Below are 14,807 nucleotides of genomic sequence, written 5' to 3'. Positions count from 1 at the left end.
CGAGCAAAGCTATCGCGCGCGCCGAAGCCGCGTCAATCGTTAACGATTAGTCAATTCTCATGCATCATTTCTTGCCGTGAACTTTTCACAGTCGGGCGGCGGAAAGAGCGTCCGATCGGCAATACCAATTGCGTACGGGCATCCCTATATTGCCTCTTCAGTTGCCTGCCACAAAGGATGTCCGCATGCCTTCCACACCAGAATTCAATCCGGCACTCTTCGAATGGGACGGCCTTCACGGCCTGCCTCGGTTCGATGCGCTCAACGACGGTGACTTCGCTTCCGCTTTCGATACCGCACTCGCCGCACACGAGAAGGAGATCGATGAGATCGCCGGAAATCCGGAAGCGCCGACATTCGAGAACACGGTCGTTGCTCTGGAGATTGCAGGCGATCAGCTGTCGCGCGTATCCGCGCTGTTCTGGAACCGGGCAGGCGCTCACACCAACGACACAATCCAAACACTGGAGCGGGACATTTCGCCGAAGATGTCGCGTCACTACTCCAAGATCGGCATGAATGCAGCGCTCTTTACCCGCATCGATACCCTGTGGGAAGCGCGCGAAAGCCTTGGTCTGTCGCTGGAGCAGACGCGGGTGCTGGAGCGGCACTGGAAGGGTTTCGTCAAGTCTGGCGCGAAGCTGCCGAAACCCGAGCAGGAGAAGCTTGCGGGCATCAACGAAAAGCTCGCCGGCCTCGGCACCCAGTTCGGGCAGAACGTGCTTGCCGATGAAAAGAACTGGGCGCTGATCCTGTCCGATGGCGCCGCTCTCGACGGCATTCCCGAATTCTTGAAGGATGCGATGGCGGCTGCGGCACGCGAGCGAGGCGAAGAGGGCAAATTTGCCGTGACGCTGTCGCGCTCGATCATCGAACCGTTTCTCACCTTCTCCGAGCGGCGCGATCTGCGTGAGCAGGCCTTCGAGGCTTGGGTAGCGCGCGGCGAGAACGATGGTGTGACGGACAATCGCGGCATCATCCGCGATACGCTTGCGCTTCGCGACGAGGTGGCGAAGCTCCTCGGCTATGGTAACTTCGCGGAGCTGAAGCTCGACAACACGATGGCGAAGACGCCCGATGCGGTGAACCACCTACTTCGAGAGGTGTGGGCGAAAGCTGTCAAGCGGGCGGGCGAAGAAGAGGCCGACATCGCCAAGCTGATCGCCGCAGAGGGCAAGAACCATGCGGTCATGCCCTGGGACTGGCGGCACTATGCTGAAAAGATCCGCGCACAGCGGTTCAAATTCTCCGAAGCCGAGTTGAAGCCTTATCTCCAGCTCGAGAAGATCATCGATGCCTGCTTCGACGTCGCCGGCCGGCTGTTTGGCATTCGCGCCCTCGAGAAGAAAGGCATTCCCGCCTATCATCCCGATGTTCGCGTTTTCGAGATCCGCGACCGAGAGGACACGCTGGTGGCGCTCTTCCTTGGCGATTATTTCGCTCGCAGCTCGAAGCGCTCCGGCGCTTGGATGAGCTCGTTCCAGTCGCAGCACAAGCTGCCGCTGAAGGACGGGCGACAGGGCGAGCTGCCGATCATCTACAATGTCTGTAATTTCGCCAAGCCTGCCGAAGGCAAGCCTGCGCTTCTGTCGCTCGACGATGCGCGCACGCTGTTCCACGAATTCGGCCATGCGCTCCATGGAATGCTCTCGAACGTCACCTATCCCTCGGTCTCCGGCACGGGCGTCTCGCGCGATTTCGTTGAATTGCCGTCGCAGCTTTACGAGCACTGGCTGACGGTGCCAGCGATCCTTAAGCAGTATGCGGTGCATTTCGAAACCGGCGAGCCGATGCCACAGGCGCTTTTGGACAAGGTTCTGGCGGCCCGCACTTTCAATTCCGGCTTCAATACGGTCGAGTTTACCTCCTCCGCGCTTGTCGACATGGCGTTCCACACGCGCGACAAGGTCGAGGACCCGATGGCGGTGCAGGCCGGGGTGCTCTCGGAGCTCGGCATGCCGAAATCGATCGTCATGCGTCACGCCTCGCCGCACTTCCAGCACATCTTCTCCGGCGGTTATTCGGCCGGTTACTATTCCTATATGTGGTCCGAGGTGCTTGATGCGGACGCCTTCGCCGCCTTCGAGGAGACGGGCGACGCGTTCAACCGGGAAATGGCAGCCAGGCTGAAGGACAACATCTATTCCGTCGGTGGCGCCGTCGATCCCGAGGATGCCTACAAGGCCTTCCGCGGCAAGCTGCCGAGCCCGGATGCAATGCTGGTGAAGAAGGGACTTGCGACCTTCGAAGAACTGTCCGGCAGCGACGCCTGACAAGTCATGTTTTGCGCATCTTCGATGCGCAAAAGCTAAAGTATTGGCGGGTGACAACATCTGACCGCTTCGTCACATGACTGTTCACTGAAGGTTAATAAGCAACCGGCATCGACTTTATCGATGCCGGTTTTTTCATGACCTCTCAGCCTTCAGAGACGAGTGCTGCCGTTTCGACCGCCGGCGTCGACACTATGGTGCAACGCCTGTTTTGAAGGGCATCGGCATTCCCCAGTCTCGCCTCGGCGATGCTGCTGGTTTTTGCGCTCGCTTCGCGCGAGGTGGTCGCCTCGGTTGTCGTGGCACCCGACGGCATGCACACGATCGCTACTTTCATGGCGCCAGTTCGAGCAGGGATCGATCGGTCTCGGCATGCCATGGCCTTTCCTGCCATCTTGATCACCACGTTGTTGCCGCTTCTCCTGCTCGGCATGCTGCGTCGCAGCGGGCTGGTGGCGGAATGAATTACTTTCGTACAATGGCGCGCAGTTCAGGCTCTCCGCCTGCGGTCATGCGTAACAAAACTGTCGCTGAAGTTTCGAAAAACCGTCATGCCGTCTTCAAGATGATGACATGACGGCCGCCATAGGTTCGGCGCGGGAGGCTCTCTCCCGCTCCAGCCGGATAGACCTTGGCATGAAATTGACCGAAACGACCCGCCGACGCTTTCTCTCATCCATGGGAGCGGTAGGTGGATTAGCAGTGGCGGGGCTGGCGACGCCCTATTATGCGCGTGGTTCCGCCAGGCGTCCGGTTTTTGCGTCCGGCGTCCAGTCGGGCGATGTCGATGCCAAATCCGCAATGATATGGACACAGGTGGACCGGCCAGCTCGGCTCCATATCGAGTACTCGACAAGCGACAAGTTCGCCAATGCCGTGCGCGTGGCGCCCATAGACGTCACACCACAAACCGGTCTTGCCGGAAAGCTGCTGCTTGAAAACCTTCCGCCCGACCAGGAGATTTTCTATCGCTTCCGAGCGGCGGATTTGCAGGATATCAACGATCTTTCGGAGCCTATCCTGGGGCGGTTTCGCACCGCGCCGTTGCGCAAGCGCAGCGTCCGCTTCGCGTGGTCGGGCGATACGGCGGGGCAGGGATGGGGTATCGACGACGAAGGCATGCGCACCTATCAGACCATCGCCTATCACCGCCCTGATTTCATGATCCACTCCGGCGATACGATCTATGCCGACAACCCGATACCCGACGAGATCAAGCTGGGCGACGGCGGTGTCTGGAAAAACAGGATCGTCACCGAGGCAAAGCAGGACATTGCCCAGACGCTCGACCAGTTTCGCGGGCAATGGGCTTACAATCTGCTCGATACTCACGTGAAGGAGTTCAACGCGGTCTGTCCCGTCTTCTATCAATGGGACGATCATGAGGTATTGAACAATTGGTCGCCTTCGACCGACCTTCGCGACGACAACCGCTACACGGAAAAGTCGGTTTCGATGCTCGCCAGCCGTGCCGGCCGTGCCTTTCATGAGATGACACCGATCCGATATATTGCAGACGAGCCCGGCCGCATTTACCGCAAGGTCGCCTATGGCCCGCTACTCGACGTCTTCTTCGTGGATCTGCGCTCCTATCGCGGCCCGAACAGCCAAGCCGTTGATACCAACCTCTCCGATGGCTCTCACCTGCTGGGCGAGCGTCAGGTGGCATGGCTGAAGCGAGAACTGGTTCGCTCGACGGCGACGTGGAAGGTGATTGCCTGCGATCTGCCGATCGGGCTTGTGATTTGGGACGACTACGGACATCGGCGGGGAAGCGAGTCGATCTCGAACGGCGACAATGGCGCGCCACTCAGTCGCGAGCTGGAATTTGCCGACCTGCTGCGGTTCATCCGCGATGCCGGCATATTCAACATGGTCTGGCTGACGGCCGACGTGCACTATACGGCAGCGCACTACTACGATCCCAGCAAGGCGAAGTTCCGCGAGTTCTTCCCGTTCTGGGAATTTGTGGCTGGACCTCTGCATTCCGGAACCTACGGACCGCAACAACTCGACATGACCTTCGGGCCGCAGGTGAAGTTCATGAAGGCAGCACCCGGCGGCCCGGAGCAGAACCTGCCGCCATCGGCCGGCATGCAATTTTTCGGGCTGATCGATATCGATGGGCAGACCGAGCAACTGAGGGTGCGGCTGATGGACCGGAACGACACGGAACTGTGGCGGACGACCATCGACCCGCAGATATCGAGTTGACGCCATGGGTGGCAGGCAATCGGCTTTCCCCCCTTTCGCAGAAGCGAAAAACACTGTATGAGCCGCCCAAATGAAATTGGCGCCTTCTCCCAGCGCGGCGCCCAGCCTCAGAGATATAGACATATGGCACTTCGCAACATCGCGATTATCGCGCACGTTGACCATGGCAAGACGACACTGGTTGACGAGCTTCTGAAACAGTCCGGCTCGTTCCGCGAGAACCAGCGCGTTGCAGAACGCGTCATGGATAGCAACGACCTGGAAAAAGAGCGCGGCATCACGATTCTTGCCAAGGCAACGTCCGTCGAGTGGAAGGGTGTTCGCATCAACATCGTCGACACCCCCGGCCACGCAGACTTCGGTGGCGAAGTCGAGCGTATCCTGTCGATGGTGGACGGCGCGATCGTTCTGGTCGACTCCTCCGAAGGCCCGATGCCGCAGACGAAGTTCGTCGTCTCCAAGGCGTTGAAGGTCGGCCTTCGCCCGATCGTCGCGATCAACAAGATCGACCGTCCTGATGGTCGCCATGAAGAAGTCATCAACGAAGTCTTCGACCTCTTCGCGAACCTCGACGCGACCGACGAGCAGCTCGACTTTCCGATCCTCTATGGTTCGGGACGCGATGGCTGGATGAACGTCAACCCGGAAGGTCCGAAGGACCAGGGTCTGGCGCCGCTTCTCGACCTGGTGCTCGAGCACGTTCCGGAGCCGACAGTCCACGAGGGCCCGTTTACGATGATCGGCACGATCCTCGAAGCCAACCCCTTCCTCGGCCGCATCATCACCGGCCGCATCAATTCCGGTTCGATCAAGCCGAACCAGGCCGTCAAGGTTCTGAGCCAAGACGGCAAGCTGATCGAAAACGGCCGTATCTCGAAGATCCTCGCTTTCCGCGGCATCGAGCGCACCTCGATCGAGGAAGCACACGCAGGCGACATCGTGGCCATCGCCGGTCTCTCAAAGGGCACGGTTGCCGACACTTTCTGTGATCCGGCTGTTACCGAGGCGCTGACCGCACAGCCGATCGATCCGCCGACCGTCACCATGTCCTTCATCGTTAACGACAGCCCGCTGGCCGGCACCGAAGGCGACAAGGTGACCTCACGCGTCATCCGCGATCGTCTCTACAAGGAAGCCGAAGGCAACGTCGCGCTGAAGATCGAGGAAGCAGAAGGCAAGGATTCCTTCTACGTGTCGGGTCGTGGCGAATTGCAGCTTGCCGTTCTGATCGAAACCATGCGCCGCGAAGGTTTCGAGCTCGCCGTATCGCGTCCGCGCGTCGTGATGCACCGCGACGAGAACGACCAGCTGATGGAGCCAATCGAAGAAGTTGTCATCGACGTCGACGAAGAGCATTCCGGCGTCGTCGTCCAGAAGATGTCCGAGCGCAAGGCCGAAATGACCGAGCTGCGTCCTTCGGGCGGCAACCGTGTTCGGCTGGTGTTCAATGCGCCGACGCGCGGCCTGATCGGCTATCAGTCGGAGCTCCTGACCGACACGCGCGGCACCGCCGTGATGAACCGTCTGTTCAAGGACTACCAGCCTTACAAGGGCGAAATCGGTGGCCGTACCAACGGCGTTCTGCTCGCAAACGCCGCCGGCGAAGCTGTGGCCTACGCCATGTTCAACCTGGAAGATCGTGGCCCGATGATGATCGAGCCGGGCGAAAAGGTCTACATGGGCATGATCATCGGCATCCACTCCCGCGACAACGATCTTGAAGTCAACGTTCTCAAGGGCAAGCAGCTCACCAACATCCGCGCTGCCGGCAAGGACGAAGCCGTAAAGCTGACGCCGCCGATCCGCATGACGCTCGACCGCGCCCTGTCCTGGATCCAGGACGACGAGCTGATGGAAGTGACGCCGAAGTCGATCCGCCTGCGCAAGATGTATCTCGACGCAAACGATCGCAAGCGCTTCAGCAAGGCAAAGATCGCCTGAGCCATCCAGACGCCTTGAAGTCTTTAAACCCCGGCCATCGTGCCGGGGTTTTTTATTGTGTGCCGCGTCGAATCCGGCTTGTCGCAATAGTTAAAAAAGCGTTAAATTTCAGCCATCGTCCACACGTTAAGTCTGTGGGCAAGCGACCTGAATGCGTTGGGCGCATATGGTTAATTGCCGACAATGGGACCAGAGTAAGCGTTATGAAGACGTTGTCGATCGATGTTCGGCGGGCCGAACCGCAGGATTCCCGAGCTATATCGGAAGTGCATCGGCTTGCGTGGCAGCACACCTATGCGGGGATTATTCCGCATCGTGCATTGCGGCAAATGATCGAGCGTCGCGGGGAGAACTGGTGGCGCAAGGCGACCCGCGGACCCGCAACACTACTCGTTCTCGACGTGGCCGGCACGGTCGCAGGCTACGCGACACTTGGCCTCAATCGTGCCCGTGCTCTGCCGCAGGAAGGCGAGATCTATGAACTCTATCTCCGGCCGGAGTACCAGGGGATTGGCCTCGGACACATGCTCTTTGGCGAAGCAAGACGGCTTCTGAAGTCGCTCGGCTGCAATGGACTGGTCGTCTGGTGCCTCGAGGAAAACGAGACCGGCGCGCAGTTCTATCGCAGCCATGGTGGCGTCGACTATTGCGAGGGTATGGAAACTTTCGACCAGAAGCAGCTAAAGAAAATCGGCTTCATCTGGGGTTGAGGCTGGTCTCTCCGTTTTTCCTCTTACCGTCGGAGCCGGTGGCCTCACGGCGATAACGGCAATCCCGCGACCTCTATGACAGCGACGTTGCCGGTCATGATCTCGATAGGCTCGGGGCTGGTAACGGGCATCGTCGCCGACCCGCTGCAGCGTCGGGTCATGCTTGGTCTCCACCTCTGGAGAAGGCTGAGGCAGCTGGGCCATTACCTGCGCCGGGTCTCATCAGACCGACGAGGGACGTTACTCGGATCCGGTGCGGCGCTTGCGCAACGACGCGCAAGCCGCGTATTGCCTTGACGTTGGTTCAAGACAGCCTCAAATCCGCACGGGCGTGTTGCGTTGCGGGATGATTCCCAGTATCTGGCAACCATCGACTTAACCTTTAGAGGGAAGCTCTATGCGCATTGACGCGATCTCCATCGGCAAGAACCCGCCGGAAGATGTCAACGTAATTGTTGAAGTGCCCGTTGGCGGCCACCCGATCAAGTACGAGATGGATAAGGAGGCCGGGACGCTGGTCGTTGATCGCTTCCTCTATACGCCGATGACCTATCCGGGCAATTACGGGTTCGTGCCGCACACGCTTTCTGAAGACGGCGATCCGATCGACGTCCTTATCGCCAGCACGCGTCCGCTCGTTCCGGGCTGCGTCATCAATGTGCGCCCGATTGGCGTTCTCAAGATGGAAGACAATTCCGGCAAGGACGAGAAGATTATCGCCGTACCGTCGCCGAAGCTGACGCTGCGCTACGAGAAGGTAAAGGACTATACCGACCTTCCGGAGATCACGCTGAAGCAGATCGAGCACTTCTTCGAGCACTACAAGGATCTCGAGCCCGGCAAGTGGGTGAAGATCTTCGGCTGGGGTGATTCCAACGAAGCCGGCGCCCTGATCCTTGAGGCGATCGAACGCGCCAAGAAGGAAAAGGCCTGATCAGCTCTCGACGAGAGCACCCAATTTCCTGATCAAATCCTCCGGGTCGCCTTCGATCCGGAGGGTTTTTTTACGCGACGTATCGCCTGAGGCGAGGCTGATCGATGATTTCGCGACGCCAAGCGACTTGGCGACGAGCGCGATCAGCGCCTTGTTCGCCTTTCCCTTTTCAGGAACGGCAGTCACTCTGGCTTTGAGGTGGGATTTGCCCGCGGCGTCGGTGTCCACGCCGTCGATTGCGTCGCGCCCGCCATTGGGCGTCAGGCGAACTGCAAGAAAGATGTGGTCGGTGAATGCAGCCCAGGGCTGGCTCATGCCACCAGCGGGAAGATTGAATTCCACATCAGCGAGCGCACGAAAAAGATGATCAGCAACAGGATGATCGGCGAGATGTCGATGCCGCCGAGGTTCGGCAGCACGCGGCGGATCGGTCGCAGCAGCGGTTCGGTCACGTTGTAGAGGAACATGCCGACCGAATTGACGAATTGGTTGCTGGAGTTGATCACGTTGAAAGCATACAGCCAGGAAAAGATAGCGCTGGCGATCAGCACCCAAGTGTAGAGATTCAAAGCCAAATCAATGGTTTGAAAAAGCGCAAGCATTGCAATCTCCAGTTCGTTGTTGACAGACATGTAGACATTGACGACTAAACGAGCAAGTGCTGTCTCGAAACGCATTGTAAATCATGTTTAACAGCGGCGTCGTGCGTTGGCGTCTGGCTTGTTGCCTTGGAAAGCCTTCATGTCCTTTTCGCCAACCGGAGATCGTTTTGCTGCGTTCCGGCATTCCTCCTACACCCGGTTCTTCTTTGCACGGTTTCTGCTGTCTTTCTCGCAGCAGATCGTCAGTGTTGCCGTCGGCTGGCAGATGTATGACCAGACCGGCAGCGCGATCTATCTCGGACTGATTGGCCTCGTGCAATTTCTGCCATCGCTGGTCCTGATCCTTGTCACAGGATCCGTCGCCGACCGGCACAACCGACGTGCGATCGCCGCCATCTGCTCGCTCGTCAGCGCCTTGTGTACGCTGGCGCTGCTATTGATGACGATAACCGGGACGTTCTCGCCTTTGCCTGTATTTGCCGTTCTGCTGGTTTTCGGCATCGAGCGCGCCTTCATGTCGCCGGCAGTGCAGTCGCTGGCGCCGAACCTTGTGCCGACAGCGGATCTGTCGAACGCCATTGCCTGGAATTCGTCTTCATGGCAGCTCGCGGCGATCACAGGCCCCGTTCTTGGCGGTCTGTTATACGGCGTCAGCCCTCATACGGCCTACACGGTCGCTGTTATCTTCGCGGCCCTTGGTGCAGCACTGCTCTATATGATCCCCAAGCCGCCGCAAAAGACGACTGGTGAAGCCAAAAGCTGGGACATGATCCTCGGCGGATTCCGCTTCATTCGGGCGGAGAAAGTAGTGCTTGGCGCGATTTCGCTCGATCTCTTCGCGGTGCTTTTGGGCGGCGCAACGGCACTGATGCCGATCTTCGCCCGCGATATCCTGACCCTCGGTCCTTGGGGGCTCGGCCTCCTACGCTCGGCGCCCGGGGTCGGTGCCATCGCCATGGCAATTTTTCTCGCCGCCTATCCACTCAGGCATAGTGCCGGCGTCGCCATGTTCGTCGGCGTCGCCCTATTCGGCGTCGGCACCGTCGTTTTCGGGTTCTCGACCAGCACGGAACTATCGATCGCGGCGCTGGCCATCATGGGTGCGGCCGATATGATTTCCGTCTACGTGCGGGAGAGCCTGATCGCACTCTGGACGCCGGACGAACTGCGCGGTCGGGTCAATGCCGTCAACATGGTCTTCGTGGGCGCCTCGAACGAACTCGGCGAATTTCGAGCAGGCACGATGGCTTCCATTTTTGGCGCCGTCCCTGCGGTTATCATCGGCGGTGTTGGCACGCTTGCCGTGGCGGCGATTTGGGCAACGACCTTTCCGAAGCTCCGCAAGATCGACACGCTTGATGCGCCGGAGCGGCTAGGAAAAGTGTGACGGCCTCAAGCCGAGATAATGACCTCTGCTTCGATTTCGACCGGAAAGTTCAGCGGCAGGCCGGCAACGCCAATCGCGGATCGGGAGTGCCTGCCCACCTCGGGCCCGAACACCTCGATGATGAGTTCGGTAAAACCATTGATTACGGCTGGCGGATTGGCAAAGCGCGGCGCGCAATTCACCATACCGAGCACGCGGCACCAGCCGGTAATGCGATCAAGGCTGCCCAACTCCCGTTTCAGGCTTCCTAACATGGAAAGAGCTACTTTCCGCGCGGATGCCTTGGCCTCCTCAATGGAGATGTTCTCGCCAACGGCTCCGAATGGGCCGGCGGGCGTGCCATCGGTATTCTGCGGACCATGGCCTGAGACGAATGCGCGATTGCCGCGCACATTCACCCACGGAAACGGAAGGACCATGTTGGAAGGCAGTTTCAGGGGTTGTGGTAGAACCAATCCCATCGCGGCAAGTCTCTGCTCGTAGTTAACCATGGAATTCCTCCGGAGATAGCTTTGGTCGTCATTGCTCGGGCACGGCAATTCCAAGATCTAATCTTGGCTCGGAACGCAATTTTGCTCGTGAATATTACGAGAGTGGGGTGCGCGATTCTAGCACGACGCTGTGCCGGGCGCACGCTGCTAGGCGGGAAGGACGGCCCTGGATGTTGCGACGGATTTGGACATCTTGCCTTCGAAAACAATATCAAGGAACTCGTTCAGCCACGCTTTCAGCGGCGCGTCGAAAAGCATGCGTCCTTCCAGATGCTCACGACCCTGCTGTGCGTTCGGAAGAATGAAGCGATGGGCGCCGTGAACCACCCAGCGGTGCATCATCGCGCGTGTCAGCTCGGCATGGAACTGCAGACCCCACGCATGGCCGCCATAGCGGAAGGCCTGATTGGCATAGGTATCGCCTTCCGCGAGCAGCTCGGCACCGTGCGGCAGGTCGAAACCTTCGCGATGGAAGTGATAGACCATCTTGGGCCAGTGCATCAGCAGGCGGCCCTTCTCGGTGGGACGTAGCGGATACCAACCGATCTCGGTGGAACCGTCGGCATTCGCCTGAACCTTGCCGCCGAGCTGCCTCACCAGCATCTGTGCGCCAAGGCAGATGCCGAGCAACGGGCGTTTCTCTCTCAGCGGCACATCGAGCCAGTTGATCTCCGTCTTGACGAAATCATCTGTATCGTTGGCGCTCATAGGACCACCGAAGACAACGGCGCCCGCATGTTCGGCGAGCGTGGAGGGCAGTCTATCGCCGAGAACCGGGCGCCGGATATCAAGCCGATATCCCTTCTCGACCAGAAGCTGACCGACCCGGCCAGGGCTGGAACGCTCCTGATGCAGAACAATCAGGACGGGATGCTCGCCCTTCTCCGGTAAGCGGTCAGTCGGCATCGTCCTGCACCACCTCGGTATCCGTGACCCGTCGCGCTGCCTCCTGGCGCTTCTGGATGCGCTCACGAGCCGAAACGCCAAGAAGTTCGGCGATACGCCAGATCGCGTCATCCTCCATCTCGCTGCGCTCGCCATCGGCATAGACGATGTCCCAGAGGACTCCGATCAGTTCGAGCCGCTGTTCCGTGTTGAGGTGGCGCTTGAGATCCGAGGTGAAGCGGTAATAGTCGACCGCATCGCTTTCCGCCTCTTGGCCCGCGGCCATCAGCGCATCGAGCTGCTTGCGGTCGAGCCCATACTGATCCTTCAGCAGCTTGCGAAGCCGCTTCGTCTCACTGTCCTTGACCTGACCGTCCGCCTCCATGACCTGCATGCAGAGCGCGGCCACCGCGATGCGCGGATCATCGGGGGCGAAGCCTTTCTTTGCATTGTCGGAAGTCAGATTCTGAAAGAATTCCTGGAAGCGTTCGAACATTTAGGTCCTGTTTGTCTAGAAAAGGCGAAGCCGTGTCTTGGGTTCTGGCTCTGCCGCTGGATTGCGAACGCCGGGATCGTCCGGCAGGCCGCCAAAAAAGGGGCGCGGTTCGGGTGAAATTACAGCTTCTGCCGCCTGCTTGGTTGGTGCAGGCGGTTTTGGAGATGGACGCGCCGCCTCAGCTATTGTCGCGGCCCGCTCGAGTTCGATGATGCGGTGGTCGTTGGCCGGGCTTTCTGAGCGGGCTTCGCGCACCGGCGGCAACGTTCTCAGCGCGCTGTCGATCGAGATCGTCGTGCTTTCATCGGCCGCCTTCTCCACATGGTCGAACGGAGCCTTCCAGACAAAAGCATCCAGTCGGCCGCTGACGGGCGAGAGCGGCAGCCATTTGTCGGAAACGAAGCCATCCGCCACCCATGCTGGATCGCGCGGCGCCTTGAGGGCCTGGGCAAGCCAATGGCGAATGCGGCCCTGATCGCCGGTTTCGGCCTCCTCGATGTCGGCGAGCAGCAGAAAGGCGGATTCGCGTGGCTCGATACGGGCAGCGGCCTCCGCCTTGGCGCGGGCCTTCGCGAAATCCTGCGTGTCGAGAGCGGCCTGCGCCACGAGAAGCAGGGATTCGACGTTGTTTGGCCGCATCCCCTCCAGGCGCTCGGCACGCTTCAGGCGGTCAGCAGCAGAATCGCCGCTGCGGGCTCGCACATAGGTCCGGCCGATATCCGGGTGCGGGGCCGACTTCCACGCCTGCTCGAGGATCGACGCCGCCTTCCTCAGCTTGTCTTCGCGGAACAGCGCCTTCGCCGCGATGATGGCGGCAGGCTCGAAGTCGGCGGCGAGCTTGAGCGCATGTGTGGCGTCGTCGCGCGCTCCCGCTGGATCGTTCTCTAGCTTCTCGGTTGCACGAGCGGTCAGCAGTACGGCGCGAAGCCGCTCGGCCTCTGCCTTTTCGACGACGCGGCCGGCCTTTTGCTGTTCCAGCAGCCGTATGGCGTCGTCCCAGCGACCTGCCTGGCTCCGATATTCGAGCGTCGCCTGGGCAGCCCAAGGCAGATAAGGCGCGTTGTCGGCAGCCTTTTCCGCATATTGACGCGCGGCCTCATTGGCGCCGAGCCGCTTGGCTTCGAGATACAGTCCGCGTAACCCGAGTTCGCGGGTCTCTGGATCGTTGGTCATCGCCTCGAACTTGGCGCGGGCTTCGTCGTGGCGACCCTCGATCAAAGCAGCCTGCGCCTCCAGTAGGGCAATCAGCGGCTCCTGATCGGCGCGGATCAGACCGCGGGAGCGGGCGGCCATCTTGCGCGCCATCAGCGCATTGCCGGCGCCCGCTGCGATCAGGCCTGTTGACAGTGCCTGATAGCCGCGATCGCGCTTGCGGGCACGAAAATAGCGCGTGATGGAATAGGGCGACATCCAGATCATCCGCAGCAGCCACCACAGGATCATCACGACTGCAATGAGTGCAATCAGGGCGCTCGCCGCAACGATGAGCCGGGTCTGGTAGAGCTGCCCTTCCCAGATCAGCGAAAGATCGCCGGGGCGATCGGCCAGCCAGGAAAATCCGTAGCCGAGAACCAGCACGAGGAAGGCAAATATGACGAGCCTGACCATGCTCAGCCCTCCTTGCCGGCGTTGGAAACGGCCTTGGACAAGGCGCTGCCCACGAGATCCTCGACGCGGATGCGGGCTTCCAGCGATTGTTTGAAGGCGGCCGATGCCTGTTTGGCCTGAGCCGGCAGATCGATCCATTCGGATGCGGCCCCCTGTAGGTCGCCGTTCTTCACCTTGTCTTCCATACGGGCGGCGATCGCCTCAACGCTCTCGCCTTCGATATTGCCGACGGGGCGAACCTTCACCAACGATTTGGCGCTTGCCATCAATCGGTCCGACCAGCTCTGGTTGGGGTCGGCCTGATTGACGGAATCGACGATCGCCGTTGCGACATCCGGTACCTGACGGATCAGCTCGGCGCGTGAGGGAACGCCGGTCTGGGCGAAATTGCGCAGATCTGCGGCAGCCGGGTCATCAGGGGAGACGCTGGCAAAAGTGTCAAGCTCGGCAACGAACGGCCCGCCGCGATCGATTGCCGCTTTCAGCGCGGCGGCGGCGATCGCCTTGGCAACAGCAACGTCCTGCCGCGGTTCGTTCAGCTTCTTCTCCGCCTCAGTCAGACGTTGCTCGATATCGGCGCCGTCGGCGGTTTTCTGTCCCGCGGCTTGAGAGATGGCGCCGCGCAGCTGATCGATCTGGCCGTTCAGGTCGGCGATCTTCTGATTGAGGGCATCCACCGCTGTCGTGTCGGTGGCAGCAGGCGACGGTGCTTTTGCCGTCGTTTCCAACGCAGCGATACGCTGCTCTAGCGCATTGTTATCGGACGTGGAGGGGGCAGCCGCGAGATTGGCGAGCGATTGCTTCAGCCCGTCAATTTCGGCGGAGAGATTGGTGACATCGGCAGATGCTGTAACAGGAGCGGATGAGCCGGGCAGGTAACCTGCATATTGAATGGCGCCGGCGCCGACGAGTGCTATCAGACCACCAACAATACCGGCGGCGACCAGAGCCGACGTGCTGCCGCGCTGCGGGGCAGGCGGCGCCGGTGGAACCGGCTCATCGGCCGCGGGGTCCGCAGCAGCTGTCGGCGCTTCGTGAGGCGGCGGTCCGTTGGGCGATTCGGACTGCGCTTGGGGCTCATCCGAGGGGCTCGCGTCCGGTTCATCGGCTTTCGTTTCGGCATCCCTGGCAGAAGCAAATTCCTGCGCGTCCAGATCGATAGTGACCGGCTCTTCGGTGCTCTTCGAGTGGCGAGGCGGATTTCCTGGTGCCATGAGATCCTCATATTTATGCAATGCAACGAAAGTAGCCAGTGATGCCAGTCAA

The 14,807-nt window shown here is 60.2% G+C and carries 13 protein-coding genes and 1 pseudogene; 7 read left to right on the top strand and 7 right to left on the bottom strand.

Annotated features, from left to right (window positions below):
* Positions 1–185 precede the first annotated feature (185 nt).
* The 6 genes and pseudogenes from BSG20_RS04400 (at position 186) to ppa (ending at position 8,072) form a co-directional block, all read left to right on the top strand.
* Positions 186–2,273, top strand: a complete 2,088-nt coding sequence (locus tag BSG20_RS04400) for a M3 family metallopeptidase (protein WP_072369392.1) — start codon at positions 186–188, stop codon at positions 2,271–2,273.
* A 230-nt stretch (positions 2,274–2,503) separates the two neighbouring features.
* Positions 2,504–2,737: pseudogene (locus BSG20_RS04395) on the top strand (iron ABC transporter permease); the annotation flags it as partial.
* A 172-nt stretch (positions 2,738–2,909) separates the two neighbouring features.
* Complete coding sequence (locus BSG20_RS04390; RefSeq protein WP_072369389.1) at positions 2,910–4,487, top strand: alkaline phosphatase D family protein; 1,578 nt, start codon at positions 2,910–2,912, stop codon at positions 4,485–4,487.
* Positions 4,488–4,610: 123 nt separating this feature from the next.
* Entirely contained in the window at positions 4,611–6,428 is a 1,818-nt protein-coding gene (gene typA, locus BSG20_RS04385; RefSeq protein WP_024316796.1) for a translational GTPase TypA, read from the top strand.
* A 203-nt stretch (positions 6,429–6,631) separates the two neighbouring features.
* A complete protein-coding gene (locus BSG20_RS04380) occupies positions 6,632–7,138 on the top strand; it encodes a GNAT family N-acetyltransferase (RefSeq protein WP_072369387.1) in 507 nt (168 codons plus the stop codon).
* Positions 7,139–7,535: 397 nt separating this feature from the next.
* Positions 7,536–8,072 carry an inorganic diphosphatase gene (gene ppa / locus BSG20_RS04375; protein WP_072369385.1) on the top strand — a complete coding sequence of 179 codons (537 nt, stop codon included), beginning with the start codon at positions 7,536–7,538 and terminating at the stop codon, positions 8,070–8,072.
* Here ppa and BSG20_RS04370 read toward each other — a convergent pair whose 3' ends face one another.
* Together BSG20_RS04370 and BSG20_RS04365 are read right to left on the bottom strand one after the other, a co-directional pair.
* Positions 8,073–8,387 (bottom strand): DUF167 domain-containing protein, encoded by a 315-nt coding sequence (locus BSG20_RS04370; protein ID WP_072369384.1) that lies wholly within the window; start codon positions 8,385–8,387, stop codon positions 8,073–8,075.
* A complete protein-coding gene (locus BSG20_RS04365) occupies positions 8,384–8,674 on the bottom strand; it encodes a YggT family protein (protein WP_016556606.1) in 291 nt (96 codons plus the stop codon). The genes BSG20_RS04370 and BSG20_RS04365 overlap by 4 nt, the downstream gene beginning before the upstream one ends.
* Positions 8,675–8,813: 139 nt before the next feature.
* Here BSG20_RS04365 and BSG20_RS04360 point away from each other — a divergent pair, with 139 nt between their 5' ends.
* Positions 8,814–10,061, top strand: a complete 1,248-nt coding sequence (locus BSG20_RS04360; protein ID WP_072369382.1) for an MFS transporter — start codon at positions 8,814–8,816, stop codon at positions 10,059–10,061.
* Positions 10,062–10,066: 5 nt separating this feature from the next.
* Here BSG20_RS04360 and BSG20_RS04355 read toward each other — a convergent pair whose 3' ends face one another.
* The 5 genes from BSG20_RS04355 to BSG20_RS04335 form a co-directional block, all read right to left on the bottom strand.
* Positions 10,067–10,552, bottom strand: coding sequence for a RidA family protein (locus BSG20_RS04355; protein ID WP_072369380.1), 486 nt, complete (start codon positions 10,550–10,552; stop codon positions 10,067–10,069).
* Between the two features lie 147 nt (positions 10,553–10,699).
* The gene (locus BSG20_RS04350; RefSeq protein WP_072369378.1) at positions 10,700–11,458 is read right to left on the bottom strand and encodes a glutamine amidotransferase; all 759 of its coding nucleotides are present in this window, start codon (positions 11,456–11,458) and stop codon (positions 10,700–10,702) included.
* Positions 11,448–11,933, bottom strand: a complete 486-nt coding sequence (locus tag BSG20_RS04345; protein WP_007794220.1) for a tellurite resistance TerB family protein — start codon at positions 11,931–11,933, stop codon at positions 11,448–11,450. The genes BSG20_RS04350 and BSG20_RS04345 overlap by 11 nt, the downstream gene beginning before the upstream one ends.
* 15 nt (positions 11,934–11,948) lie before the next feature.
* Complete coding sequence (locus BSG20_RS04340) at positions 11,949–13,541, bottom strand: heme biosynthesis protein HemY (protein WP_072369376.1); 1,593 nt, start codon at positions 13,539–13,541, stop codon at positions 11,949–11,951.
* A 2-nt stretch (positions 13,542–13,543) separates the two neighbouring features.
* Positions 13,544–14,755 carry a COG4223 family protein gene (locus tag BSG20_RS04335; RefSeq protein WP_072369374.1) on the bottom strand — a complete coding sequence of 404 codons (1,212 nt, stop codon included), beginning with the start codon at positions 14,753–14,755 and terminating at the stop codon, positions 13,544–13,546.
* Positions 14,756–14,807: the final 52 nt, after the last annotated feature.

This window comes from Rhizobium tibeticum, assembly GCF_900110205.1.
Classification (GTDB): domain Bacteria; phylum Pseudomonadota; class Alphaproteobacteria; order Rhizobiales; family Rhizobiaceae; genus Rhizobium; species Rhizobium tibeticum.
Note: the sequence above shows the minus strand (reverse complement) of the source record. Positions and strands in the feature narration are given on the sequence as shown.

Coding starts and splice junctions, on each gene's coding strand:
- typA (WP_024316796.1), top strand. CDS start 4,611: ATGGCACTTCGCAACATCGCGATTATCGCGCACGTTGACCATGGCAAG.
- BSG20_RS04350 (WP_072369378.1), bottom strand. CDS start 11,458: ATGCCGACTGACCGCTTACCGGAGAAGGGCGAGCATCCCGTCCTGATT.
- BSG20_RS04400 (WP_072369392.1), top strand. CDS start 186: ATGCCTTCCACACCAGAATTCAATCCGGCACTCTTCGAATGGGACGGC.
- BSG20_RS04365 (WP_016556606.1), bottom strand. CDS start 8,674: ATGCTTGCGCTTTTTCAAACCATTGATTTGGCTTTGAATCTCTACACT.
- ppa (WP_072369385.1), top strand. CDS start 7,536: ATGCGCATTGACGCGATCTCCATCGGCAAGAACCCGCCGGAAGATGTC.
- BSG20_RS04370 (WP_072369384.1), bottom strand. CDS start 8,387: ATGAGCCAGCCCTGGGCTGCATTCACCGACCACATCTTTCTTGCAGTT.
- BSG20_RS04360 (WP_072369382.1), top strand. CDS start 8,814: ATGTCCTTTTCGCCAACCGGAGATCGTTTTGCTGCGTTCCGGCATTCC.
- BSG20_RS04355 (WP_072369380.1), bottom strand. CDS start 10,552: ATGGTTAACTACGAGCAGAGACTTGCCGCGATGGGATTGGTTCTACCA.
- BSG20_RS04380 (WP_072369387.1), top strand. CDS start 6,632: ATGAAGACGTTGTCGATCGATGTTCGGCGGGCCGAACCGCAGGATTCC.
- BSG20_RS04340 (WP_072369376.1), bottom strand. CDS start 13,541: ATGGTCAGGCTCGTCATATTTGCCTTCCTCGTGCTGGTTCTCGGCTAC.
- BSG20_RS04335 (WP_072369374.1), bottom strand. CDS start 14,755: ATGGCACCAGGAAATCCGCCTCGCCACTCGAAGAGCACCGAAGAGCCG.
- BSG20_RS04345 (WP_007794220.1), bottom strand. CDS start 11,933: ATGTTCGAACGCTTCCAGGAATTCTTTCAGAATCTGACTTCCGACAAT.
- BSG20_RS04390 (WP_072369389.1), top strand. CDS start 2,910: ATGAAATTGACCGAAACGACCCGCCGACGCTTTCTCTCATCCATGGGA.